This is a genomic window from Rhodoferax sp., assembly GCF_012927445.1.
Classification (GTDB): domain Bacteria; phylum Pseudomonadota; class Gammaproteobacteria; order Burkholderiales; family Burkholderiaceae_C; genus Rhodoferax.
Genome location: NZ_JABBPD010000007.1, coordinates 573,069 through 598,722, shown reverse-complemented (window position 1 = coordinate 598,722; position 25,654 = coordinate 573,069). Strand labels below are relative to the sequence as shown.

Below are 25,654 nucleotides of genomic sequence, written 5' to 3'. Positions count from 1 at the left end.
ACATGTTCAGGTGTACTCGGGACGCGGAATTTTCTTTGAGGCATGTGGTCAAGGCCTTGTTGCTGGCGGGCCTATCCGGCGTGCCAGCCATTCAGGCGCAGCAGACACAAGCGAACACAACGCAGGGTATCTACACCTGCACCGACGCCCGGGGTCGCAAGCTGACCTCTGACCGACCCATTGCCGAGTGCAACGACCGTGAGCAAAAGCTGCTCAACCCCAGTGGCACCCTGAAAGCCCGGGTGGGCCCCACCCTGACCCTCAAGGAGCGCGCTGATCTGGAGGCCAGAGACAAAGCGGAACAGGAAGAGCGGGCGCGCCTGAATGAAGAAAAACGGCGCGAGCGGGCACTGCTGATCCGCTACCCCAACAAGGTCATCCATGACAAGGAACGTGCCGCCGCACTGGCCCAGATCGGGGTGGTGCGGCAGGCCGCCACTACCCGGATTGAAGAACTACAGCGCCAGCGTGCGGCCGTGCTGGAGGAGATGGAGTTTTACAAACGCGACCCCAGCAAAGCGCCGCCATCCCTGCGACTCCAGGTCGAGGAAGTTGCCCAGAGTCTGGCGATCCAGCAGCGTTTCATTGCCGATCAGGACACTGAGATCAAGCGCGTCAATGCCCACTTTGACGAAGAGCTGGTGCGCCTGAAGCAGCTTTGGGCCCTGCATGCGCCGGCTCCCCCAGCCGCGGCCAACAAAACGCGCTAACGCGCAAATTGGCGGCCGCCTGAGGCGGGCTCAGTCCAGTTTCTGGCGCAGCAGGTCGTTCACCTGCTGCGGGTTGGCCTTGCCTTTGCTGCCCTTCATGATCTGGCCGACCAGCGCGTTAAGGGCCTTGCCGTTGCCGGCTTTGTATTCCTCGACATTTTTCGGGTTGGCAGCCAGCACATCGTCCACGATTTTTTCCAGCTCACCGGAGTCGTTCATCTGCTTAAGACCAAGGGACTCAATTACTTGATCGACTTGTTCACCAACGGTGCCCATGGCGTGCAGGGTTGAACTCGGCGCGCTCAGACTGGAACCAGCAACATTAGCTCCTTTCCACAAGTGGTCAAAAGCTACTTTCCCATTGTTATTTGAGATCGTCCCGTCGTTAATACGGCTGATTAGCCATCCCAGTGCCCCCGGTGTCACTGGCGCGTTTTCGATGGCGCCGCCATCTTGATTCAACCGTCGTGACACTTCACCCATGATCCAGTTGCTAACGAGCTTGGGCTGACCGCAGGCCTTGGCGGCGGCTTCAAAATAAGCGGCCATCGCTCGACTTTGCGTCAAGGCGCTCGCGTCATAGTCCGAGAGGCCGTAATCAGCCACAAACCGCTGCGCCATGACACGCGGCAATTCCGTCATCTCGGAACGCACGCGCTCCACCCATTCATCCGCAATCACCAGTGGCGGCAGATCTGGATCGGGAAAATAGCGGTAATCGGCGGCGTCTTCCTTGGTGCGCATGGCACGGGTTTCGCCAGTATCGGGGTTGAACAGCACGGTGGCCTGCTGAATGGCATGACCGTCTTCAATCTGCTCAATCTGCCAGCGCACTTCATAGTCAATGGCTTGCTGCATGAACTTGAAACTGTTGAGGTTCTTGACCTCGCGGCGCGTGCCCAAGGGCTCGCCCGGTTTGCGCACCGACACATTGGCGTCGCAGCGGAAGCTGCCTTCCTGCATGTTGCCGTCGCTAATGCCGATCCAGGTCACGATCTTGTGCAGCTCTTTGGCGTAGGCCACGGCCTCCAAGCTGGAGCGCATGTCGGGCTGGGTCACGATCTCCAGCAAGGGCGTGCCAGCCCGGTTCAGGTCAATGCCGGTCTGGCCGACAAAGTCTTCGTGCAGTGACTTGCCGGCGTCTTCTTCCAAGTGAGCCCGTTCCAGGCGCACCGACATCTTCTGGTCACCCAAAAAGAATTCAATCTCGCCGCCCTGCACCACCGGTATTTCAAACTGGCTGATCTGGTAGCCCTTGGGCAGATCCGGGTAAAAGTAGTTCTTGCGGGCAAAAATACTTTTTGGGGCCACATGCGCACCGATTGCCAAGCCAAACTGAATGGCGCGCTCCACCGCGCCCTTGTTCATCACCGGCAGGGTGCCGGGCAAGGCCAAGTCCACCGCGCAGGCCTGCGTGTTGGGTTCGGCGCCAAACGCCGTGGCGGCGCGGCTGAAAATTTTGGATTGAGTCGAGAGCTGGGCGTGGGTCTCGAACCCGATCACCACCTCGTAGCCCATCACCAGCGGTGATTTGATTCCGGCACGGGCCGGGTTGCTGGTTTCAACAAATGCATTCATGTTCAAAATCCCTTTGGCTTGGCGGCGTGCCAGTCAGTGGCCTGCTGGAAGCGATGCGCCACATTGAGCAGCTTGGCTTCTTGCAAATAATTGCCGATCAGTTGCATGCCCACCGGCATGTGGCCAGCGCCAAAGCCGACCGGAATGCTCATGCCGGGCAAGCCGGCCAGTGAGCCCGGCAAGGTGAAGATGTCGGCCAGGTAGCTGGCCACTGGATCGTCACTTTTATCGCCCAGTTTCCAGGCAACCGTGGGCGCCACCGGTCCGGCGATCACATCGCACTCCGTAAAGGCCCGCTGGAAGTCGTCGGCAATCATGCGGCGGATTTTTTGCGCTTGCAGGTAGTAAGCGTCGTAATAGCCATGCGACAGCACATAGGCGCCAATCATGATGCGACGCTTGACCTCATCGCCAAAACCTTCGGCACGGGTCTTTTTGTACATATCGACCAGGTCGACGTATTTTTCTGCCCGGTGGCCAAACTTGACACCGTCAAAGCGGCTCAGGTTGCTGGAGGCCTCGGCCGGAGCGATCACGTAATAGACCGGGATCGACAGTTCAGTGCGGGGCAGCGTGATGGGGACCAGCTTGGCGCCCAGCTTTTCATACTCTTTCAAGGCGGCGTCCACGGCGGCGCGCACGTCAGGGGCCAGGCCTTCACCAAAGAATTCAGCCGGCACGCCAATGCGCAGACCGTCGATAGATTCGTTCAGCGAACGGTTGAAATTTTCAGCCGGCACATCGAGTGAAGTCGAATCACGGTCCGGGTCCGGTCCGCACATGGCCGAGAGCAGCAAAGCACAGTCTTCCGCCGTGCGTGCCATCGGTCCAGCCTGATCGAGACTGGAGGCAAACGCCACCATGCCGTAACGGGAGGCGCGCCCATAGGTGGGCTTGATACCGGTGATGCCGCAAAACGAGGCAGGCTGGCGAATCGAGCCACCCGTGTCCGTGCCGGTGGCCGCCGGTGCCAACCGGGCGGCCACCGCCGCCGCGCTGCCGCCGGACGAGCCACCGGGGGTGCGGGTGGTGTCCCACGGATTTTTGACAGGGCCAAAAGCCGAGTTCTCGTTGGCCGAGCCCATGGCAAATTCATCGCAATTGAGCTTACCCAAGGTCACCACGCCCTGCTGGGCCAGGTTGGCGACCACGGTGGCGTCAAACGGGGAGCGATAACCGGTCAGCATTTTGGAGCCGGCCGTGGTGACGAAATCCCGGGTCACAAAAATATCTTTATGCGCCACCGGCACACCCTGCAGCGCGCTGGCCGTGCCTGCAGCCAGTGCCAGGTCGGCCGTACGCGCCTGGGCCAGTGTGGCTTCTTCATTGAGGTCGAGAAAGGCACCCAAGGTGGCGTTCGCCTGGGCCCGGGCCAGAAAATACTGGGCCGTCTCGACCGCAGAAATTTTGCGCTCACGCAACTGGATGGCCAGTTGGGCCACGGTGAGGTCATGGAGGGCAGATGTGTCTTGCGTCATATTTTTCTTTTGTGGGTCGCCGTGTTATTCGATCACCTTGGGGACCAGAAACAGCCCATGCTCAACGGCCGGGGCATTGCGCTGATTGGCTTCGCGGTTGTCAGGCTCGCTCACCCGATCCTCGCGCAGACGCAAAGCAATTTCCTGGATCGCGGCCACCGGATGCGCCAGGGGTTCAATACCGGTGGTATCCACCGCTCGAATTTTTTCGACCATGTCGAAAAACCCGTTAATTTGGATCAGCATGCGCTCACCCTCGACTGGATTGAGCTCCAGTCGGGCTAGATTGGCAATGCGGGCGATGTCAGCAGAAGTCAGGGACATAACGTATTTTCATTCGAAACCGGTTGTAAAAGGCCTCCCGAGAGGCCTCGCCGGCTAAAGTTTTCACAGGGGATAAGGTATTATCCTGCCTTTGGCATCCGGCTTGCTGCACTGCGGCTTTTTGTCAGAAAAACCCGATATTCAACCAGCTAACAGGGTGATGGCAGGCCGAAGTGCACGCCATACCCGAGAGGATTTTAAATGTTTGGAGCATTCCGTCAGTACTTCTCCACTGACCTGGCCATCGACCTTGGCACCGCCAACACCCTGATCTACGTACGTGACAAGGGCATTGTGCTGGACGAACCTTCGGTCGTTGCCATCCGCCACGAAGGTGGCCCCCAAGGCAAGAAAACCATTCAAGCCGTTGGCAAGGAAGCCAAGGCCATGCTGGGCAAAGTCCCCGGCAACATTGAGGCCATCCGCCCCATGAAAGACGGCGTGATTGCCGACTTTACCGTCACCGAGCAGATGCTCAAGCAGTTCATCAAGATGGTGCATCCGCGCTCCATCTTTCGCCCCAGCCCGCGCATCATCATCTGCGTACCGTGTGGCTCCACCCAGGTCGAACGTCGCGCCATTCGCGAGTCGGCCCTCGGTGCCGGTGCCAGCGATGTGTACCTGATTGAAGAACCGATGGCAGCCGCCATTGGCGCCGGTCTGCCCGTCAGTGAAGCCAGTGGCTCCATGGTGGTGGACATTGGTGGCGGCACCACCGAAGTGGGCGTGATCTCGCTCGGCGGCATGGTCTACAAAGGCAGTGTGCGCGTTGGCGGTGACCGTTTTGACGACGCCATCATCAACTACATCCGCCGCAACTACGGCATGCTCATCGGTGAGCCCACCGCCGAAGCCATCAAGAAAAAAATCGGCTCGGCGTTTCCAGGCAGCGAAGTGCTGGAAATGGAAGTCCGCGGCCGTAACCTGTCGGAAGGCGTGCCACGCAGCTTCACCATCTCCAGCAACGAGATTCTGGAAGCCCTGACCGACCCGATCAACAACATCGTGTCGGCCGTCAAAAATGCGCTGGAGCAAACCCCGCCCGAGTTGGGCGCCGACATTGCCGACCGCGGCATGATGCTCACTGGCGGTGGCGCACTCTTGCGCGACCTGGACCGCCTGCTGGCCGAAGAAACCGGCCTGCCCGTCCTGGTGGCGGAAGATCCTCTGACCTGCGTGGTGCGGGGTTGTGGCATGGCGCTGGAGCGGATGGACCGTTTGGGTTCCATTTTCACCAGCGAATAATCATTAGGTGCAGCGATGCCACTTGGTACGCTGGACGGCACGCCCCCTCCTTTCTTCAGACAGGGCCCCTCGGCCCTGTCCAAACTAACATTTTTCAGCGCGCTGGCGCTGTTTTTGATGGTGGCCGATGTACGCCTCCATGTCACGCAACCCCTGCGTGCGACGCTGGCGACGGTGCTGTACCCGGTGCAATGGCTGGCCCTGCGCCCAGTGGTATGGGCGCAGGGCGGCAATAAATATTTTGAATCGTTGAGCGCCTCTCAGGCCAGCGAAGAAGCAGCGCGCCGCAAACTGGATCTGCAATCCCAGCGCGCCAATCAGGTCGAGCAACTGGTCCTGGAAAATTCACGTCTGCGCCAACTGCTGGCCTTGCGCGAACGGGTGGCAACCCCCTCGCAGGCAGCGCAGGTGCTGTATGACGCCGCTGACCCCTACACCCGCAAAGTCATCATTGACCGCGGCGGGCTTAAGGGCATCGAGCCCGGCTCTCCGGTGCTGGATGAAACAGGGGTGTTGGGCCAAGTGACGCGGGTCTACCCACTGGTGAGCGAAGTGACCCTGGTGACCGATCGGGACCAGGCGATTCCAGTGCTCAATACGCGCACCGGCGCGCGTGGTGTGGCCTTTGGTGACCCGACGTTGCGTTCCAGTTCACTGGAACTGCGGTTCATGGCCGCCAACGCGGATGTGCAAACCGGCGATCTGCTGACCACCAGTGGTGTGGACGGCGTCTATCCGCCGGGCCTGCCCGTGGCCCGGGTGACCAATGTGGAACGCCGGGTGGACTCGGCCTTCGCCCGGATTACCTGTGTGCCACTGGCCCTGGTCTCCGGGGTGGGGCATGTGATGGTCCTCAAACCGCTGACCACCCAGATTGCTCCGCGTCCCGCCGTGGAAGCCCCTCCCGGGCCGGTCAAAAAAGGGACTAGAAAATGATCATGCGTCCGGGGCATCAACTGCTGCTGCCCGCCAATCCACTCTTCATCTGGGGCAGCTTGCTGGCAACACTGGCCTTCAGCATGCTGCAGAACATGGGCCTGTGGGGTCGCGCGGCCTGGATACCGGACGTTTTGGCGCTGATCCTGGTGTTTTGGAGTATTCATCAACCGCAGCGGGTGGGTATTGGCGTCGCTTTTGTCTTTGGACTGTTAATCGACGTGCACCAAGGCGCCATGCTGGGGCAGCATGCGATGGCCTATACCGTCCTGAGCTTTTTGGCCATTGCCATCCACCGCCGCCTGCTGTGGTTCACGGTACCGTCTCAGGCGTTCCAGGTCTTGCCCCTGTTTGCCGCGTCCCACGCCATTGAACTGGCCGTTCGCATGATGTCGGGCAGCGCCTTCCCCAGCTTATGGATTCTGCTGGCACCGGTTATTGAATCGCTGCTGTGGCCGGTCTTCAGTGTGATCCTGCTGCTGCCGCAAAGAAGGACCCCCAATCCCGACGCGAACCGCCCGCTTTGACTGAGCTGCCATCATGATGGAACTTCGCAATGTTGAAGCCGACCTGTCCCGTTTTCGGGCTCGGGTGCTGGTGGCCAGCATCGTCGTCGTGGCGTGCTTTGTGCTGCTGGCCTCCCGGCTGATGTACCTGCAGATCGTGCGCCACGAGGACCTGCTGGAGCAGGCGGAAAACAACCGCACGGCCATTGTGCCGGTGGTGCCAAACCGGGGGCTCATCCTCGACCGCAACGGCATTGTGCTGGCTTCCAACTACTCGGCCTACACACTGGAAGTCACACCGTCCAAGGTTGCCGACCTGGAGCAAACAATTGAAGCCTTGTCCCTGGTACTGGAAATTACACCACGGGACCGCCGCCGCTTCAAGAAGCTTCAGGACGAGTCAAAAAGCTTCGAGTCGCTGCCGCTGCGCACCCGTCTGAGTGACGAAGAAGTGGCCAAATTTGCGGCACAACGCTATCGTTTTCCAGGTGTCGACATCAAGGCCCGGCTGTTTCGCAACTACCCCTATGGCGAACTGGCCAGCCATGTCATTGGCTACATCGGCCGCATCAACCAGTCCGAAAAAGAAAAGATTGACGACTCGGACGACCAGGCCAACTACCGCGGCACGGACTACATCGGAAAACTCGGTGTCGAGCAGAGTTTTGAGGCCGAGTTGCACGGCACCACCGGCGTGGATTCGATGGAGACCTCGGCCGGCGGACGCGCCATGCGCCGGCTGGCCAGCAGCCCCGCCGTGCCGGGCAACACCGTCAAGCTGTCGATCGACATCAAGCTGCAGCACCTGGTGGAAGAATTGTTTGGCGAGCGCCGTGGCGCGCTGGTGGCCATGGACCCCAAGACCGGTGAAGTCCTGGCGTTCGTCAGCAAGCCCACCTTTGACCCCAACCTGTTTGTCGAAGGCATTGACAGCGAGAGTTGGCAAGCGCTCAACGAATCACCCAACAAACCGCTGCTCAACCGGGCGCTGCGCGGCACCTACCCGCCCGGCTCCACCTACAAGCCGTTCATGGCGCTGGCAGCCCTGGAGACCGGCCTGCGCACACCCGAACAGTCGATCGCCGACCCCGGATTTTTCATGCTGGGCAACCACCGGTTTCGGGACGACAAGGAGGGTGGCCACGGCATGGTGAATATGTACAGCTCCATTGTCCAGTCCTGCGACACCTACTATTACATCCTGGCCAACGACATGGGGGTCGACACCATCCATGACCAGCTGCAACGCTTTGGTTTTGGTGAACTCACCGGCATCGACATCCACGGCGAAGTGCGCGGCCTGCTGCCATCCACCGAATGGAAACGCAAAGCCTACAAGCGCGCCGACCAGCAAAAATGGTACGCCGGCGAGACCATTTCACTGGGCATCGGCCAGGGCTACAACAATTTCACCATGCTGCAGCTGGCCTCGGCCACCGCCACGCTCGCCAACAACGGCGTCAAGATGAAGCCGCACCTGGTGAAGGAGGTGATGGACATCATGACCCACGCCCCCACGACCACCACACACGAATCAGTGGGGGAAGTGATTGCCAAACCGGCCAATATTGCGGTCATCAAGAAGGCCATGGTGGGCGTCAACATTGAGGGCACCTCTGCCGCCAGCTTCAGAGGCTCCCCCTACACCAGCGCCGGCAAGACCGGCACGGCCCAGGTGGTGCAAATCAAGCAAAACGAAAAGTACGTGGCCTCCAAAATGGAAGAGCGCTTTCGCGACCATGCGCTGTTCACCGCGTTTGCACCGGCAGACGAACCCAAAATTGCACTGGCCATCATTGTGGAAAACGCCGGCTTCGGTGGCCAGAGTGCGGCGCCCATTGCCCGCCGGGTGCTTGATTACTGGCTGCTTAACCAATACCCAAGCAAAGAGGATATTCAAGCCGTGCAAAAAGCCCAGGTGACCACGCCCATTGGCAAGCCCCGCACGGCGGCCGAATTTCCCTGGCCACCCGGCTCACCCGAGGTCGCCAAGCCGCCCGAAACTGCAGCCAGTGCCGCGCCCCTCAAGCGCAGGTAACGCAATCCCGTCCTGACTCCTTGGATTTGTACAGGGCCGCATCGGCGCGCTCGATCAAGCCCTGGGCATCATCGCCCGCCTGCATCGCCGCCACCCCGGCTGAAATAGTGACCGTCAACACCACCTCCTGCGTCCGGCGATCGCGAATCTTCATGGCCCGGGTCCGCAGCCGCACCGTGTCCGCCAGCGCCATGCTGAAGTCCAGCGTGCTGTGGGGCAGCAAAATCGCAAATTCCTCGCCGCCATAGCGCGCCACGGAATGCGCCTTGCCGGTCACGCAACTGCGCAAGACCTCGCCCAGCGCCTGGATGACCCGATCGCCCATGACATGGCCATGGCTGTCATTGACCAACTTGAAATGATCGATGTCGAGCATGATCAGGCCATGGGTGCTGCCCGGCGCGGGCGGTTGCGCCAACATGGACGCCAGTTCCTGGTCGAACCCCTTGCGGTTCAAAACCCGCGTGAGGGGGTCCAGCACGGCTTCGTCGCGGGCGCGGATCAAATCCACATGCAGACGCTCAATTTCCCGGCAACTGACGAGGACCTGTTGCTCGAGCTCTTGCGCCGAACTCCTCATCTCCACCGTGCCGGCCAGCGCCTGCGTGACCAGCGGCGTCATAACGGTCGGATTATTCGTATTGAGCGCCACCGTCAGACCCCGGAGCTGCTCACCAAAAACACCGGCCCGATCGCCCGTGCGCAAGGCGCTGGCCGCCATGCTCGCCATCATGCGCTGCAACTCACCGCTGATGCGTTGCATCGCCGCCGGATCGGCCTCAGCCACGTAGGCCTGATAGAGACGATCCAAGGCGTCGTCACCGAGCCGGGGCTCGTTTTGAAGAGCGCTCTCAATGGCCTGTGTCAAGCGGGCATTCATGCCGGCCGCAAACTCGTACCAGACGGTAAACGTCACCGGATTGAACGCAGCATCGTGCTGCCCCATCAACGCCAGCACAGTTCGCAGCAATTCAGCGCTTTGTTCTTTTGATTCTTTGTACCGCAAGTTGGTCTCCAACGTAAGCCTTGATTCTGGCAGCAGTCAACGCCAAAAAGCGTCATACCCCGTCTTCAATATCAGTGCACTTACCACCCCGATAAAAACCACGCGCACAAAACCTGTGCCGTGCATGAGCGCCAGGCGGGTGCCCAGCAGACTGCCCACCACATTCGCCAGCGCCATGACGACCACAAAGTGCCACCAGATATGGCCTTTGCCCACAAACAGAATCAGCGCCGCCACATTGGTTGCGGTGTTGATCAGCTTGGCCGAGGCCGAGGCACTGAGAAAATCGTAGCCCAGCAGGCGCACAAACAAAAAGACAAGAAAGCTGCCCGTACCCGGCCCGAAAAACCCGTCATAAAACCCGATCACGGCACCGATCGTCGCCGCCAGCAGCTTTTCTTTGCTGCCGGAAAACCGTGGCGCATGGGTCCGGCCCAACTCCTTTTTAAGCAGGGTGTAGATCAACACCACCAGCAAGACGGCCGGTAGCACCTTGCGTAAAAAGTCGGGCGACACCACGGTCACCAGCCAGGCACCGGCAAAAGCGGCAACAAAACCAGCCCCAGCGGCGGGCAACAGGGCGGCCCAGCGCATCTCGACCCGCCGGCTGAATTGCCAGGTCGCAAATGCCGTGCCCCAGACCGAAGCCCCTTTGTTGGTACCAAACAGGGTGGCCGGAGGTGCGGCGGGGAAGGTGGCAAACAGGGCGGGCACCAGAATCAGGCCGCCGCCACCCACAATCGAATCCACAAAACCGGCCAAAAGCGAGGCCAGCGAGACAATCAATAATTCCATCAGAGGATTGTCGCACCCGCCATGGCGCCACAATTGCTACAGTATTTATAGCTTATAGCGCAATAAATACGGCGTCTACAGGCCAATTTGATAAAAAAAAACACCGGGATTACCGGTGTTTTTTCCAGATGCGTCTGCTTGTGGCTGCGTCATTTTTAATATGCCCGTGCGGGCTTGTCTCCGGGGCCTTTCACCGTCAGCAAGCCTGTGGCCCGTTGTCGATTGAGATAAATGTACGCGACCCACACCGCTTGGCACATCGGGGTTGTACGCCCAAATCCACGAAAATTTCAGAACCGTTACAAAGTAACAGCTTGCGTCTGGGTTCAATCAAACGGCCGATGGCGTAACAGACCGTTTTGACTTCGGCTTTCACCGCCCTGAACCCGCGCAATCCATTGGCCCGCCTGGTCCCGTGCCTGGCACCGCGCATCAGAGTCAAATGTAAATTGATAGTCTCGCAAAGCCAGTGCTGTCTCTACCAGAGCATCGCGCAACTCTGCCAACAAACAGGCCAGTATCTCCATGTCCACATCCGGTGGCGTTGCATTTGGCGTTGTCATACTCGCAGCGCCTCAGAACGTTTCCCACTCGTCATTTCCTCCCTTGGAGGCGGACGAAGCTACTGTATTGGCAGGAGACTTAGTGGCAATTCTCACAGTAGTTGGATTTGATGCGGGTTTGGAGGGAGCTGTCAAAGCACGCCTATCTGGGCTTTTATGAGGTTTGGCGCTGGATACGGACGCGCGCACCGCAACCGGGCGTGGGGCCGCATTGTGGTGCTCGTCATCGCCGCCGAGCTTGAACACCGCCACCGTTCCCACCAGGTCTTCGGCCTGCGATTTGAGGCTGCTTGCAGCTGCGGCCATTTCCTCCACCAGCGCCGCATTTTGCTGTGTCACCTGGTCCATTTGCTGGACGGCTTCACCCACTTGGGATACGCCTGCGGCCTGCTCGTTGCTGGCCGCGCTGATCTCGCCCATGAGATCGGTCACACGCTTGATGGAGCTGACCACCTCGGTCATGGTTGTCCCCGCCTGATCCACCAACGCAGTACCTTGCTCAACCCGCGCTACGCTGGCGTTGATGAGGCTCTTGATTTCTTTGGCCGCCTCAGCGCTGCGTCCGGCCAGGCTGCGCACTTCACTGGCCACCACGGCAAAGCCACGGCCCTGCTCACCGGCACGGGCTGCTTCAACCGCTGCATTGAGGGCCAGGATGTTGGTCTGGAAGGCGATGCCGTCGATCACGCTGATGATGTCCGAAATTCTTTTCGACGAGTCGTTGATGTCCTTCATGGTGCCCACCACCTGGGCTACCACCTCGCCGCCCTTGATGGCAACCGTGCTGGCGTTCATCGCCAACTGGTTGGCCTGCCTGGCGCTGTCGGCGTTTTGCTTGACCGTGGCGCTGAGCTGCTCCATGGAGGCGGCAGTTTCTTCCAGTGCACTGGCTTGCGATTCAGTGCGGGCCGACAGGTCGTTGTTGCCCTGGGCAATCTCGGCACTGGCAGTAGCCACACCGTCGGAGCCCTGTCGCACGCTGCTCACGACTTCGGACAGACTCTTTTGCATGGCGCTGAGCTGCGCCATCATGCTGGTGGTGTCCCCTGCCTTGAGGTCAATACGCGAAGTGAGGTCGCCTGCGGCAACGCTGCGGGCCAGCTCTGCTGCCTCGCCTGGTTCGCCGCCGAGCTGGCGACTTATGCCGCGCACCAGTGCCATGCCGAAAGCAACGGCAAACAAAAAGCCAGCACCAATGGCCCCCACCATAAGCATGCGCAGCATGGCATAGCGGGCCTCTGCGGCGACGTATTCCTCCTTGGCTACATCGAGTTGTAACTCCATCAGCTTTCCCACACCCTCCTGCGTTGCGGGCGCCAGCAGGCTGATTTTTGTTTTATATATCTCAGAAGCGGTCGTCGCATCGTTGGCCAGCATGGCCTGCGCCGTTGGCAGAATCCCTTCCTGCACATACGATTTTTGCGCCACTGCAAAAGTGTCAGCCAAAGTCTTTTCTTGCGGGGTGAGATAGGTGGCCATGTAAGCAGCCCAAATCTTCGTTACTTTTTCGACGTTGCCAAGCAGCTCCTTGTTGCGCTTTTGCACATTGGCAGGCTCGGGCTGTAGCATCATGTCCATGACCAGCACGCGGTTGCGCTGCACCAAGTAACCGATTTCACCGAGTTGATCGAGGGCCACGACACGGTCTTCGTAGACCGTCTTCAGCGCATCGTTTGACCGGCCAACGCCATACAAACCAAGCGTGCCGATAGCCAGGAGCAATGCGGACAGGATGCCAATCAGCGTGATCAGCCGGGTTGAGATTTTGAGGTTGTTCATAGGAGAGCTTGGGTCCCGGTAAGCCCATGTCAACGCTGACACGGGTTTGTTTTCCAAATCATCATTGTCTACTAGGAAGTAGGGTTTTTCAGCCCCCCCCCCGTGTTTACCCTATGCGCCCACGTCAACGATGCGCGATGATTTTGCACGGCATCCAGGGTTCCACGCCCGAACCCTCGGAATTTCCCGATGACCTAAATCAACCTGCCGCGTCCCAATCAATCCCCGCCAAAACAGCCTCCAAATCGATCGGATTGTGCTTGCCTCTGAAGGCATAGTGCCCCAGGAAGTGCAGATGCTGCCACGCCGCTGGTGAAATCCGCCTGAGCAAGTCCAGCGCCTTTTCATTGCCCGCGGCCAGACACCGGCCAAGCAGCCCTGACAGCAGCATCGAGTTGTAGGCGATCACCACATTGGCAATCAGTCGGCCGCACTGGTTGCTGATGTCCACTTCCAGGTCGGTACGCCCGGTAAGTTCCTTCTTTCCGTTGACCTGGGCGATGGTGGAGCGCAGCTGGTGGTAGGACTCAATGCGGTTTTCCGAGCGGTGGACATCACGCTGCAATTGGGGATCGCGCAAGTAGCGCAGCGTGTAGATCGTGCGGATCAGCTTGTCATACTCGAAGAGGGCCTTGCGCGTGCGGTGGTGTCCGGACAGGGTGCAAATTTTACGCACCAGCACACTTTGGCTCATTTCCTTGAGACCCAAGGTGGCGGCAATGTGATCCAAATTGGATTTTTCAGCGGCAATCAGATGACGGTCAATCTGACCCACTGGCTGAATCAAAAAATCAGCATAACCCTCCTGGTCAGGGCCACGGCAGAGGTGCTTCAACTGGGCATGCAAATTGGTAAAGCGTGGTGCCAGGTTCATGCCAAACCAATGCAGGATGGCAAAGTTGGCCATGTTGATGCTGTGCATGTCGCCGGTGATCGTGGTTGGCTTGATGTCGGACGTGTTGTTGTAGCAGATGTCAAACACCCAGTAGCTCTCATGCTGGTTGGCACCCAGCATCTGGGTTTGCAGAGCCACATGGTTGGCCAGCAAGGTATAGGCGACAACGCCACGGTCCTTACCAAAATACTTGCGTGAATGGCGGGCCTTGAGCGTCGGAGAGGCAGTGGCAAACTTTTGCCCATCCACACTGCCGTACAGCACATCCATGTCGATGGAGTAATACGGGAAGATGGGCAGGCTGGCGATGAAGTTGCTGAGGACGTTGCTTGCCTCAATCAGCGTGGCCGGTCGCAGGTGCTGCTGGTGCGTGGCCTCCAGGACGTGGTACGGGATGTCGCAGGTCTCCGCCATTTTGAAGTTGCCATGGTTCATGGCCTGGGCAATGATCACGGCCATCAGGCTGTCAGCGTCGGCGACTTTCTTGGCGTAGCGTGGCTGCAAGGGCGTCATGGCTGAGAGAAAGTTGCACCGCTCGTTCACAAACCGGAATACGTCGGCAACGTCGCGCGCCTGCAGCTTGCCGTAGAAGCCTTGCTGCAGTTGCTTGTCCTTGTCGGCCTTGGGCCGGTGCCATGTCAACGTCTTTTTGACCGGATCAAACTCCAGGTGCTTGAGCTTGCCGCTGCGCAGTTCCGAATCGAACGCCCGCCACTGCTTATCCAGTTCAACAAACAAGGCATCAAGCGTTTGGTCGGCCGGCTGTCGCAACCATGGGATGTCCAGTGCCTTGAGGGCTTCGGCCTTGGCCTCCATGGACACCAGGTCATCGGCAAAACGCCGGTGCTGCACACTGTCGTCGAGGTAAATGTCCCCCGCATCAAGGCGCTTGCGCAGTTGCCTGTACACCCAAAACTCGTAGCGGTCGGCGCGCAGACCAACGGGCTTGCCCTCCTCGTCAAAGCTGAGCAAGAAATTGCGCAACCGGGTGGGTATCGTGCGCTGCGGAATGTCCTCCAACTGCTGCGTGGCAAGCCGCTTGTGGCCGGCAAAGACCTCGTTCATCCATTGCAAGGCCGCCAGCCAGACCTTGCCACTGGCACTACTGCTTGCGAAATCCAGGGCCGTGGCAAGGGGGCGTAGATTTTTCGTGCAAAGCCCACTCTGCTTGTCCACCGCTTGCCAACGCAAATCCATCTGACTGACAGGAGTCTCCGTCAGTAGCTTGCCAGTCGAGCGCAGCTTCTCCTCGGGCATGATGCGAAAGGCCTTGCCGCGTACCGTGCCGAAAGGGGTCACGTCGGTGAGCGAGTCATCCACGTACAGCAAGAGTAGCTCACCAACCCGTGGCGTGGCTTGCTGGCGTTCATTGTGTATTTGTGCGGCTTGCTGGTTGGCGACGGCCTTGGTGCTGTCTTCAAGATGACGGGCGTGGTAGCCAAAGGCTTCCACGATGTTGTCGGTGAGTTGCCGGTACCGCTGCCAGGCGTAGCACAGCAAATAGAGGTTGGTCTGGCCGGGCTTGAATCGCCGTAAATCGTAGATGGTGTAAAAGTTGGCCAGACTGGCGTAGTAGGCGATGTTGAGCTGCGAGATATCAAGGCTTGGCAGCAGGGTTTTGGCGATGGTGTACAGGGGCGCCAGGGTGAGGCGCTTTTGGCGCTCCATGCCCATCTGGAGGTAGCGAAAGCTCTTGGCGTCCTGCTTGAGGGCTGCCAATTCAGACAGGGCATCATCACTTTCCAGCAGTTGTTGCAGCGCTTTGCGTGCTGTAGCGGTCAGGTCTTTTTCGACAAGTTTTTCCAGGCGGTCACGTTCGACTGATAGTGCATGCGTGATCAGGTCTTGCAACGTGGTGTAGCCTGGTCGCACGATACGCTGGCCAATCAGGAATACCATCAGTTCACCCAGCAAGAAGGTGGGGGTCACGTCCGTGCGTGCCAGCAGTGTTGCCTTGGCCCGCAACGCCGGCAGATCGTCGTCTGAGCACATGCGGTAGCCAAACAATTTGGCAACTTTATTGCGCTGCACGTAGTATTCGCTGGTGTGCAACGGTGCATTGACCAGCGTCTGACCCGGAAAATATCGCTGCAAAAGGAAGGCAATGTCCTCGTGTTGCACGTCGTCAAGAGAGAATTGAAAGAAGGCTTGCTTGGCTTTGAAGTACCCAATTTGCAGAAGGCAATAGACCTGTGCCAAAACGCTTTTGCGCCCCAATGCGAGGGAACGTTCCGCATCGGTCATGGCAAAGAATTCAATGCGTTGGAAGTCGTCGAAATTTGGAATGCCGTAGAGGGCGGTTTTTTCGACCTCTGAAAGGATGGTCAGTCGCGCATTGGGGTCACCGCGCATGTGGGACATTCAAGAGGATATGGTTTGGCATGGGCATGGGCATGGGCATGGGCATGTAATATAGTCAAAATCTTCAATTATTCACGATACACTGACTGAGTGACTAGCAAAGTGACATATTTTTGTGTTCAATCGTCCCATCTATCGTCTGTCACGCAAACGTTCGTTCAGGTGACACCATGCTGATCGGCTACATGCGCGTTTCCAAGGCGGATGGCTCCCAGGTCTTGGATATGCAAAGAGATGCATTGCTGGCCGCCGGCATTGATGCTGAGCACGTGTATGAAGATCTGGCATCAGGAAGCCTGGACGCACGGCCTGGACTGATCAGCTGTCTGAAAGCCCTGCGAGCAGGCGACACGCTGCTGGTGTGGAAACTTGATCGTCTCGGCCGCAATTTGCGTCACCTCATCAACACGGTGCACGATCTGACAAGCAAAGGTGTCGGCTTCCAGGTGTTGACAGGGCATGGCGCCTCCATCAATACGAGAACACCTGAAGGTCAACTGGTGTTCGGCATCTTTGCTGCCCTGGCTGAGTTTGAGCGGGCGTTGATTTCAGAGCGCACCAAGGTGGGCTTGGCGTCAGCCCGCGCACGAGGACGCAATGGAGGCGGTCAATACAAGATGACGCCGGCGAAATTGCGCCTGGCCATGGCGGCGATGGGTCAAAAGGAAACGGTCGTGAGCGAACTATGCAAGGAGTTGGGGGTCACCCGCCAGACCCTGTACCGGCATCTTGGCCCTGGTGGCGCGCTGCGCCTAGACGGTCAAAAGATGCTGGGTCGCTGAGAAAATCGGTGCCTCTGAAATTTTCGTGGATTAGGGCGTACAACCCCACATCAGGACTAACCCTTGAAGAATTTACCCTTTGACCCGTTGCGCGGCATCTTCCACAATCCATTGCGCCGCCTTCTCCGCAATCATCAAAATGGGGGAGTTGGTGTTGCCGCTGGTGATCAGGGGCATCACGCCCGCATCGACCACGCGCAGACCGGCAATCAGGCCACCCGGGCCGCGCACGCGCAGGCGCGAGTCGACCACAGCCATCGGGTCGTGCGCCGCACCCATCTTGGTGGTGCCAACCGGATGAAAAATGGTGGTGGCAATGTCGCCCGCCAGCTTGGCCAGATCCTCGTCGGTCTGGTACTGGGTGCCGGGCTTCCATTCTTGCGGCTGGTACTTGGCCAGGGCCGATTGCGCCACGATCTTGCGCGTGACGCGCAGCGAATCGGCCGCCACCTTGCGGTCCTTGTCGGTACTCAGGTAGTTGGGGGCAATGGCCGGTGCCTCTTCAAAACGATTGCTCTTGATGTGCACGGTGCCGCGGCTGGTCGGATTCAGGTTGCAGACGCTGGCGGTGAACGCATTGAAGCTGTGCAACGGTTCGCCAAAAGCGTCCAGACTGAGCGGCTGCACGTGGTACTCGATATTGGGATAGGGCTGGGCCGGGTCGCTGCGGGTAAAAGCGCCCAGCTGTGACGGCGCCATGCTCATGGGGCCGGTGCGCTTGAAGGCGTACTCCAGCCCAATCATGGCTTTGCCCCAGAGTGAGCTGGCCTGCGTGTTCAGCGTCTTGACACCGTCCACCTTGTAGACCGACCTGATTTGCAGGTGATCCTGCAGATTGGAGCCGACCCCCGGCGCGTCATGCACCACGGCGATGCCGTGTTGCTGCAGCAGCGCCGCCGGGCCAATGCCGGAGAGTTGCAGGAGTTGGGGCGAGGCGATGCTGCCGGCACTCAAGATGACTTCGCCAGATGCCGTGGCGGTGATCAGTTCATCATTGGCCCACACCTGCACGCCGGTGCAGCGCTGGCTGCCGTCGGCCTGGGTTTCCAGCAGCAGCTTGGCCACCTGGGCCGAGGTCCACATCTCGAAATTCGGTCGGCCGTAGCAGGTGGGCCGCAAAAAGGCCTTGGCCGTGTTCCAGCGCCAGCCTTCTTTCTGGTTGACCTCAAAGTAGCCCACGCCCTCGTTGTCGCCCTGGTTGAAGTCATCGCTGGCCGGAATGCCGGCTTGCTGCGCGGCTTGTGAAAACGCGTCCAGCACCTCCCAGCGCAGGCGCTGCTTCTCGACCCGCCATTCGCCGCCGGCATTGCGGTGCCGCAGCACCTGGCGGTAGGGCGTGGCATCGTCGCGCATCAGTTCGGGCGCAACACCGCGCGCCCCGTGCGCCGCGCTAGCGCCTTTGTAATGGTCTTCATGCAGCTTGAAATACGGCAGGGCGTTGTCCCAGGTCCAGGCCTCGTCGCCGGTGATTTGCGCCCACTGGTCGTAGTCACGCGCCTGACCGCGCATGTAAATCATGCCGTTGATGCTGCTGCAGCCGCCCAACGTTTTGCCACGCGGGTAACGCAACGACCGGCCGTTGAGGCCGGTGTCCGGCTCCGTGTTGTACAGCCAGTCGGTACGCGGGTTGCCAATGCAGTACAGGTAACCGACCGGAATGTGAATCCAGTGGTAGTCGTCGCGGCGGCCGGCTTCGATCAGCAAGACGCGCTTGGTCGCGTCCGCCGAGAGTCGATTGGCCAGCAGGCAACCGGCGGTGCCGGCGCCGATGATGATGTAGTCGAATTGGGTGCTCATATCGATAGCTTAGTTGACGCCGGGCCGCCCCAAGCCGACTACGACCCCCTTGGGGGCAGTGACGACACGGAGTGCGCAGCGTGGGGGTTAGTTTCGGCGCCGGACCGCCCCAAGGCGAAACAGCCCCCTTGGGGGGCAGCGCCGTACACGCAGTGACAAGCGTGGGGGGTAGATTACTTGGCCGTCGGCATCACAAACTCAGCACCTTTGGGCGTGCTCTCGGGCCAGCGCTGCATGATGGACTTTTGTTTGGTGTAAAAACGCACGCCTTCCTCGCCATAAGCATGCATGTCGCCGAACAGCGAGCGCTTCCAGCCGCCAAAACCGTGCCACGCCATCGGCACCGGAATCGGCACGTTGATGCCGACCATGCCGACCTGGATGCGGCGGCTGAATTCACGCGCCACGTTGCCGTCGCGGGTGAAGCAGGCCACGCCATTGCCGAATTCGTGGTCGTTGACGAGCTTGACTGCGGTGGCAAAGTCCGGCACCCGGACACAACCCAGCACCGGGCCAAAAATCTCTTCCTTGTAGATGCGCATGTCGGGCGTGACGTGGTCAAACAGCGTGCCGCCCATCCAGAAACCCTGCTCGCAACCGTCACCAGCGGTCGCCCCGGTGAAACCGCGACCATCCACCAGCAACTGGGCGCCTTCCTTGATGCCCTGCTCGATGTAGCCGGTGATGCGCGCATGCGCCGCCGGAGTGACGATCGGACCCATTTCGGCGGCCAGGTTGGTGCCGTTGAGGACCTTGAGCGACTTGGTGCGCTCAATCAGCTTGGGCAGCACCTTGTCCGCCACGTCGCCGACCAGCACCGCCACCGAGATCGCCATGCAGCGCTCGCCGGCCGAGCCGTAACCGGCGCCAATCAGCGCATCCACCACCTGGTCGATGTCGGCATCGGGCATCACCACCATGTGGTTCTTGGCACCGCCCAGCGCCTGCACGCGCTTGCCGTGGTGGGCGCCGGTTTCGTAGATGTAGTTGGCAATCGGGGTTGAGCCGACAAAGCTCACCGCTTTCACGTCGGGGTGCACCAGCAAGGCATCGACCGCCTCCTTGTCGCCTTGCACCACGTTGAACACGCCGTCCGGCAACCCGGCTTGTTTCAGCAAGTCGGCCATGAACAGGCTGGCGCTGGGGTCGATCGGGCTCGGCTTGAGGATGAAGGTATTGCCGGCGGCGATCGCCACCGGGAACATCCACATCGGCACCATGACCGGAAAGTTGAACGGCGTGATGCCGGCCACCACGCCCAAGGGCTGGCGCAGCGTCCAGTTGTCGATGCCGGTGCTGACCTGGTCGGTGAAGTCACCTTTGAGCAACTGCGGGATGCCGCAGGAAAACTCGACGATGTCGATGCCGCGCGCCACTTCGCCCTGCGCATCGGTGAACACCTTGCCGTGCTCGGCGGTGATCAAACGCGCCAGCTCGTCCTTGTTGCGGTTGAGCAGTTCCAGAAACTTGAACAGCACGCGGGCACGCCGGATCGGCGGCGTGTCGGACCAAGCCGGGAACGCCGCTTGCGCCGCCACCACCGCTGCATTCACCTCGGCCACGTTGGCCAGCGCCACCTGGCCGGTCACCGCCCCAGTCGCCGGGTTGAACACATCTTGCGCCCGGCCGGAGGTGCCCGCGACGACACGGCCACCGATGTAATGATCAATATTTGCGTTGCTCATGATGAATTCCTGAAATTAAGGTGCGAGTGTCGCTAAAAGCGAGGCCCTTTACCAATGATTTCGGTAAAACCGTGATATAAATTTATCCAATATGACAACCGTTGCCGATCTCCACACCCTGCGCGCCTTCGTCGCCGTGGCGCGCGAAGGCAATGTGTCGCGGGCGGCGGTGCGGCTGCACCTGAGCCAGCCGGCGGTGAGTTTGCAACTCAAAAGTCTGGCGGAAAACACGGGGTTGGTGCTGTTCACGCGCACGCCGCATGGTCTGGTGCTCACCCGCGATGGCGCAGCCTTGCTGCCGCAGGCAGAAAAAGCCCTGCTGTCACTGGCCGATTTCAACCAGGCGGCGCGCCGTCTGCACAGCACGGTGCGCGGCCGCCTGCGCATCGGCACCGTGCTCGACCCCGAGTTCACGCGGCTGGGCGCGTTCCTGAAAGAGCTGGTGGAGTCGGCCCCGCAGATCGAGACCGAGTTGCGGCAGGGCATGAGCGGCGATGTGCTGGCCCAAGTGGCGCGGGGCGAACTGGATGTCGGCTTTTACCTGAGCCTGCCCGGCGATGCACCCTCAGAATCGCCTCAAGCCTCCGTCAACCGGGCGAACACTGCTCCTGTTTTTGAAGCAAAAATTCTGTCGCACTTCACCTACCGGGTGCTGGCGCCGGCCGGCTGGGGCGAGCAGGTGCTGGGCCGGGACTGGAAGGCGCTCGCCGCCCTGCCCTGGCTGGCCACCCCGGCGGCGTCGGCCCACCACCGCTTGCTGGCCAGTGTCTTTGGCCCGCTCGGGGTCGAGCCGCGCCGGGTGGCGCTGGTGGACCAGGAGGCCTCCATGCTCGATCTGGTCCGGTCGGGCGTCGGCCTGAGCCTGGTGCGTGATTCCATTGCCATTCGGGAAGCGCAGGCGCGCGGCCTGGTGATTGCCGACCGCGTCAGCCTGGACTGCAATTTGAGTTTCACCTGCCTGCAGACCCGCCTGGCCGACCCGGTGGTGGCCAGTGCCTGGACGGCGCTGGACCGGGTCTGGCGCTAGTGCCCGACCCAGTTCGGCTTGCGCTTTTCCTGAAACGCCTTTTGTCCTTCCTTGGCATCTTCGGTCAAGGTGAACAGGGCAATCTGGCTTTCGGTGAAGGACATGGACTCTTCAAACGCCATCGCTTCCACCTTCTTCAGGGTGTACAGACCACGCCGGATGGCGGCCGGTGATTTGTCCAGCATGCGGTCCAGCAGCCACTGCAGTTTGGCGTCCACATCGTCATCCACATAATTCACCAGCCCCACCTCCAGCGCCTGCGCCGAGGTGATGGGCTCGCCGGTCAGGCACATTTCGTTCAGGGTGCGGCGCGGAATCAGATGCTGCAACACGCTCAGCACCTGGGCCGGAAACACGCCGACCTTGACCTCCGGCAGACCAAACACCGCATGGCGCGCCGCCACCGCCATGTCGCACATCGACATCAGCCCCATGCCACCGGCCATGCAGGCGCCGTTGACACGCGCAATCAGCGGCACATAGCTGGCCCGCGCGGCGCGCAGCAGTTGCGCCAGATGGCCATGCGGCTCGGAATAGTCGGTGGTGAAGGCCTTGGCCGACTGCAAATCAGCGCCGGCGCAAAAGGCCTTGACACCGGCCCCGGTGATGACGATGGCGCGGAGGTCGCGCTGGCCCTGGGCCGCCAGGATGGCTTGTGTCATGCCAGCCAGCACACCGTGGCTCATGGCGTTGCGCCGCTCTTCGCGGGTGATGGTCAGCCACAGCACCGGGCCGCGTTGTTCCACGCTTAACTCGGGGGTCGATACAAATGGGGGGTTGTTCACGGTAGGTCTCCTGTTGAGGTCATTTTGCCGCAACGCGCGAGCCGGTTGGCCGCGGGTCAAGGCGGGCCACCAGGCAAACCGGACTGTCGATAAAGTTGACACTTCACCCGTTTTTTTCATTGCCTATCGCGAACGGCGGAGGCAAGCCCTTGTTTTTAAATATCTTTTCCACTTTGGCGTGAAACTTGCCAGCTTTTTTAGTTGGCCCACCCCAAACAGGGGCTGCTGACTTTCAGCTCAACAACGTCCCGGGAGACAAGATGTTATTCAAACGCCTGCGTTCCATCCTGCTGCCTCTGGCGATGAGCCTGCCCTTGAGCGTGCTGGCTGGGCCCTTCTCCAGCCTAGTGGTGTTCGGCGACAGCCTGTCGGACACCGGCAACCTGGCCACGGCCAATGCCGTCGCTAACAGCTTGCCGGTGCCCACCCTGCCGCCCATCGGGGTCGGCTTCAACGGTCCGTACTATCAGGACAGTCGCCTCTCCAACGGTCCGGTCTGGATTGAATCACTGGCCACCGGACTGGGGCTGGCCAGTGAAGCCGCCCCGGCTTTGCAGGGCGGCAACAACTACGCCTTCGCTGGCGCCCGTACCGGCGTGATCGGCAGCCCACCCGGTGTGCTGGCGCAGGCGGTCGGCCTGTGGGGCCCCGGCTACGCCCCTTGGGGACTCACGCCCCATCTGTCGGCGGATCCGAATGCCCTGTATGTCGTGGTGGGCGGTGGCAACGACATGCGTGATGCGCGCTCACTCTACACCGGTATGACACCGGCAGATGTGACCGGGCGCGCAGCGGCGGCGGCGGCCGCCATCGGCAACCTGGCGAACACGATCGGTTACCTGGCAAGCATGGGCGCCAAGAACATCCTGATCTCCACGCTGCCGAATCTGGGCGCATCGCCCGAGGCGAATTTTTTGAACCTGCAGGCGGCCTCATCGGATGCATCGGTACGCTTCAATACCCTGATCCAGAGCGCCCTGATGAGCGGCGGGGCCGCACTGGGTCTGCACATGTACCTGCTGGACATGGCCGGCCTGTTTGATTCCATTCTGGCCAACCCCCTGAGCTTTGGCATCACCAACACCAGCTTGCCGTGTGATGGTTTTGAATTTTCAGCGGGCGCCAGCTGTGCCGCCTCGCTGTTTGCGGATGTCCTGCACCCGTCCGCTTATGCGCACGCCCTGATCGCGAGTGCGGCGCTGGCCGTGCTGGGCGTGCCGGAACCCGACAGCCTGGCGCTGGTCGGGCTGGCCTTGCTGGTGCTGCTCGTGGCGCACCGCCGCCGGGCGGCCTGAAGCGGGCGGAACGACGGATCACCGGCTGGCGTGGCACGCCCCCGTCGGCACGGAACAAGCCCCGGCACACGGGGCGGTGTGAGGTTGGCGATCAGGTCCTCTTTGGCGGTACGATGCGAACTCTGTATCTTTTTGAGCTAGCGCCCCTCCATGGAGGAAAACACCCCACGTATCACGCCACTCACCACGCCTGACAAGCCGGGAATCGTGCTGTCTGGTTGCTGGACCGCGGCGCGGCTGGCCGAGCCCGCCACCTGGCCGCAGATTCAGTCCGGGCTGCGCGCGGGCACGGCAGCCGGCGGGCGCTGGGATTTGCGCGAGCTGGAACGGCTTGACCACACCGGCGCCCAAGTGCTGTGGAACGCCTGGGGCCACCAATGGCCCGCCGAGCTGTCCATACCGGACGCCCAACGCACCATGCTTTCCCGGGTGGCCCAGTATTCGGGCCCGCCACCGGCAACCACCCGCCTCTCAGCGTGGCAGGTTTTTCTATTTTTCGGCAGCCGGGTCTGGCTGCTGATTGACCACGTCAGGGGTTTCATTCGCCTGATGGGCCAGCTGCTGCTGGATGGCCTCAAACTGCTGCGCCAACCCCACAAAGGCCCGTGGCGCGATGTCTCGGGCCACCTGTTCCATATCGGCGCCACGGCCCTGCCTATCACGGCACTGGTCGGCTTTCTGATTGGCGTGGTGCTGGCTTACCTGATGTCGCAGCAGCTGCGCCAGTTTGGCGCCGATGCCTTCATCGTCAACATCCTGGGCATCTCGCTTATCCGCGAACTCGGGCCGGTGCTGGCCGCCATCCTGATCGCCGGTCGCTCGGGCTCGGCCATCACCGCGCAAATCGGCGTCATGCGGGTGACCGAAGAACTGGACGCCATGCGGGTGATGGGCATCGAACAAGGCTACCGGCTGGTGTTGCCGCGCGCCATGGCCATGGCGCTGGCCATGCCCTTGCTGACGGTCTGGACCACGCTGGCGGCGCTGGCCGGTGGCATGCTGGCGTCCGACCTGACGATGGGCGTCACGCCCGCTTACTTTTTTGCCGCCCTGCCCGACGCCGTGCAAGCCTCCAACCTGACACTGGCGATGGGCAAATCGGTGGTGTTCGGCCTGCTGATTGCGTTGATCGGCTGCCACTTCGGGCTGCGCGTCAAACCCAACACCGAGAGCCTGGGGCAAGGCACCACGTCCTCGGTGGTGACCTCCATCACCATCGTGATCCTGGTCGATGCGCTGTTTGCCGTGGTCTTCAAGGACATCGGCATATGAACCAGACCGTGGTCGAGATTGACAAGCTCTGGTCGGTGTTTCGCGCCGAAGGGCTGGACGTCGTGGTGCACCAGGACCTCGACCTCCGCATTGAGGCGGGCGAAGTGTTGTCCATCGTCGGCGGCTCCGGCAGCGGCAAGACCGTACTGCTGCGCCAGATGCTGGGGCTGGAGCAGCCGACCCGCGGCCGCGTGACGGTGCTGGACAAACCGGCCGCGCAACTGGGCTCGGACGGCGCCGCCAGCCGGGTTGGCATGTTGTTCCAGCACGGCGCCCTGTTTTCCGCCTTTACCGTGCTGGAAAACATTGCTTTTCCGCTGCGCGAACTGCGCACCCTGCCCAAATCCCTGATTCACGACGCCGCCATGGTCAAGCTGCAGATGGTCGGACTGGACCCCGCGCAGGCGCACAAAATGCCGGCTGATTTGTCGGGCGGCATGATCAAGCGCGTGGCGCTGGCGCGGGCCCTGATCATGGACCCGCCGCTGCTGTTGCTGGACGAGCCCACCTCCGGGCTCGACCCCGACAGTGCCGACGCTTTTTGTGCGCTGCTGCGCTCCCTGCACCATGAACTGGGGCTGACCGTGGTCATGGTCACCCATGACCTGGACACCCTGTTTGAACTCAGCACCCGCATTGCCGTGGTGGCCGACAAACGCATCATCGTCTGCGGCACGCCGGCAGAGGTCATTGCTTACCCGCACCCTTTTATTCACGACTTCTTTCTGGGTGACCGGGGGCAGCGCGCTTCTTCCTTGTTGCGCACACACCCCGACGCAGTGTAGAAACGGAACCTT

20 protein-coding genes are annotated in these 25,654 nt (G+C 60.8%); 10 read left to right on the top strand and 10 right to left on the bottom strand.

Translation table 11 applies throughout. From position 1 onward, the window contains the following. Positions 1-2 precede the first annotated feature (2 nt). Positions 3-710, top strand: coding sequence for a DUF4124 domain-containing protein (locus HHJ17_RS14540; protein WP_296506265.1), 708 nt, complete (start codon positions 3-5; stop codon positions 708-710). Positions 711-740: 30 nt separating this feature from the next. Here the strand turns inward: HHJ17_RS14540 and gatB are convergent, their stop codons facing one another. From gatB to gatC, 3 genes are read right to left on the bottom strand one after another with little or no spacing between them, the layout of a single operon-like run. Next, a complete protein-coding gene (gene gatB, locus HHJ17_RS14535; protein ID WP_296506263.1) occupies positions 741-2,288 on the bottom strand; it encodes an Asp-tRNA(Asn)/Glu-tRNA(Gln) amidotransferase subunit GatB in 1,548 nt (515 codons plus the stop codon). A 2-nt stretch (positions 2,289-2,290) separates the two neighbouring features. Continuing rightward, on the bottom strand, positions 2,291-3,766 hold the full coding sequence (gene gatA / locus HHJ17_RS14530) for an Asp-tRNA(Asn)/Glu-tRNA(Gln) amidotransferase subunit GatA (RefSeq protein ID WP_296496880.1): 1,476 nt from the start codon (positions 3,764-3,766) through the stop codon (positions 2,291-2,293). A gap of 24 nt (positions 3,767-3,790) precedes the next feature. Beyond that, the gene (gatC, locus tag HHJ17_RS14525) at positions 3,791-4,090 is read right to left on the bottom strand and encodes an Asp-tRNA(Asn)/Glu-tRNA(Gln) amidotransferase subunit GatC (RefSeq protein WP_296496878.1); all 300 of its coding nucleotides are present in this window, start codon (positions 4,088-4,090) and stop codon (positions 3,791-3,793) included. Positions 4,091-4,291: 201 nt separating this feature from the next. On the opposite strand from gatC, the gene HHJ17_RS14520 reads away from it, so the two are divergent. From HHJ17_RS14520 to mrdA, 4 genes are read left to right on the top strand one after another with little or no spacing between them, the layout of a single operon-like run. Further along, entirely contained in the window at positions 4,292-5,335 is a 1,044-nt protein-coding gene (locus HHJ17_RS14520; protein WP_296496877.1) for a rod shape-determining protein, read from the top strand. A 15-nt stretch (positions 5,336-5,350) separates the two neighbouring features. After that, on the top strand, positions 5,351-6,271 hold the full coding sequence (gene mreC / locus HHJ17_RS14515) for a rod shape-determining protein MreC (protein ID WP_296496876.1): 921 nt from the start codon (positions 5,351-5,353) through the stop codon (positions 6,269-6,271). Beyond that, on the top strand, positions 6,268-6,798 hold the full coding sequence (gene mreD / locus HHJ17_RS14510) for a rod shape-determining protein MreD (protein ID WP_296506261.1): 531 nt from the start codon (positions 6,268-6,270) through the stop codon (positions 6,796-6,798). Before mreC ends, mreD begins: the two co-directional genes overlap by 4 nt. A gap of 13 nt (positions 6,799-6,811) precedes the next feature. Beyond that, complete coding sequence (gene mrdA, locus HHJ17_RS14505) at positions 6,812-8,815, top strand: penicillin-binding protein 2 (protein WP_296496874.1); 2,004 nt, start codon at positions 6,812-6,814, stop codon at positions 8,813-8,815. Here mrdA and HHJ17_RS14500 read toward each other — a convergent pair. The 4 genes from HHJ17_RS14500 to HHJ17_RS14485 all read right to left on the bottom strand — a co-directional run bounded on the left by HHJ17_RS14500 (position 8,802) and on the right by HHJ17_RS14485 (position 16,205). Beyond that, positions 8,802-9,821, bottom strand: coding sequence for a diguanylate cyclase (locus tag HHJ17_RS14500; RefSeq protein ID WP_296506259.1), 1,020 nt, complete (start codon positions 9,819-9,821; stop codon positions 8,802-8,804). The two genes, mrdA and HHJ17_RS14500, sit on opposite strands and share 14 nt — an antisense overlap. 36 nt (positions 9,822-9,857) lie before the next feature. Further along, entirely contained in the window at positions 9,858-10,616 is a 759-nt protein-coding gene (locus HHJ17_RS14495) for a TSUP family transporter (protein ID WP_296506257.1), read from the bottom strand. Positions 10,617-11,191: 575 nt separating this feature from the next. After that, entirely contained in the window at positions 11,192-12,958 is a 1,767-nt protein-coding gene (locus HHJ17_RS14490; protein WP_296506256.1) for a methyl-accepting chemotaxis protein, read from the bottom strand. A gap of 199 nt (positions 12,959-13,157) precedes the next feature. After that, positions 13,158-16,205: a Tn3 family transposase gene (locus HHJ17_RS14485; protein ID WP_296506386.1), complete on the bottom strand. Its 3,048-nt coding sequence runs from the start codon at positions 16,203-16,205 to the stop codon at positions 13,158-13,160. 179 nt (positions 16,206-16,384) lie between these two features. Here HHJ17_RS14485 and HHJ17_RS14480 point away from each other — a divergent pair, with 179 nt between their 5' ends. Further along, positions 16,385-16,996: a recombinase family protein gene (locus HHJ17_RS14480; protein WP_296506255.1), complete on the top strand. Its 612-nt coding sequence runs from the start codon at positions 16,385-16,387 to the stop codon at positions 16,994-16,996. Positions 16,997-17,068: 72 nt separating this feature from the next. Here HHJ17_RS14480 and HHJ17_RS14475 read toward each other — a convergent pair whose 3' ends face one another. Both HHJ17_RS14475 and HHJ17_RS14470 read right to left on the bottom strand, forming a co-directional pair. After that, positions 17,069-18,793: a GMC family oxidoreductase N-terminal domain-containing protein gene (locus HHJ17_RS14475; protein ID WP_296506254.1), complete on the bottom strand. Its 1,725-nt coding sequence runs from the start codon at positions 18,791-18,793 to the stop codon at positions 17,069-17,071. Between the two features lie 173 nt (positions 18,794-18,966). Continuing rightward, on the bottom strand, positions 18,967-20,478 hold the full coding sequence (locus tag HHJ17_RS14470; protein ID WP_296496870.1) for a CoA-acylating methylmalonate-semialdehyde dehydrogenase: 1,512 nt from the start codon (positions 20,476-20,478) through the stop codon (positions 18,967-18,969). Positions 20,479-20,569: 91 nt separating this feature from the next. Here HHJ17_RS14470 and HHJ17_RS14465 point away from each other — a divergent pair, with 91 nt between their 5' ends. Then, on the top strand, positions 20,570-21,505 hold the full coding sequence (locus HHJ17_RS14465; protein ID WP_296496869.1) for a LysR family transcriptional regulator: 936 nt from the start codon (positions 20,570-20,572) through the stop codon (positions 21,503-21,505). Here HHJ17_RS14465 and HHJ17_RS14460 read toward each other — a convergent pair. After that, positions 21,502-22,290 (bottom strand): enoyl-CoA hydratase/isomerase family protein, encoded by a 789-nt coding sequence (locus HHJ17_RS14460; RefSeq protein ID WP_296496868.1) that lies wholly within the window; start codon positions 22,288-22,290, stop codon positions 21,502-21,504. The two genes, HHJ17_RS14465 and HHJ17_RS14460, sit on opposite strands and share 4 nt — an antisense overlap. Positions 22,291-22,550: 260 nt before the next feature. On the opposite strand from HHJ17_RS14460, the gene HHJ17_RS14455 reads away from it, so the two are divergent. From HHJ17_RS14455 to HHJ17_RS14445, 3 genes are all read left to right on the top strand, one after another. Next, the gene (locus HHJ17_RS14455) at positions 22,551-23,585 is read left to right on the top strand and encodes an SGNH/GDSL hydrolase family protein (protein WP_296496867.1); all 1,035 of its coding nucleotides are present in this window, start codon (positions 22,551-22,553) and stop codon (positions 23,583-23,585) included. Between the two features lie 150 nt (positions 23,586-23,735). Further along, positions 23,736-24,857 carry an ABC transporter permease gene (locus HHJ17_RS14450; RefSeq protein ID WP_296506252.1) on the top strand — a complete coding sequence of 374 codons (1,122 nt, stop codon included), beginning with the start codon at positions 23,736-23,738 and terminating at the stop codon, positions 24,855-24,857. Next, positions 24,854-25,642, top strand: coding sequence for an ATP-binding cassette domain-containing protein (locus tag HHJ17_RS14445; RefSeq protein WP_296506250.1), 789 nt, complete (start codon positions 24,854-24,856; stop codon positions 25,640-25,642). Before HHJ17_RS14450 ends, HHJ17_RS14445 begins: the two co-directional genes overlap by 4 nt. The last annotated feature ends 12 nt before the right edge of the window (positions 25,643-25,654 follow it).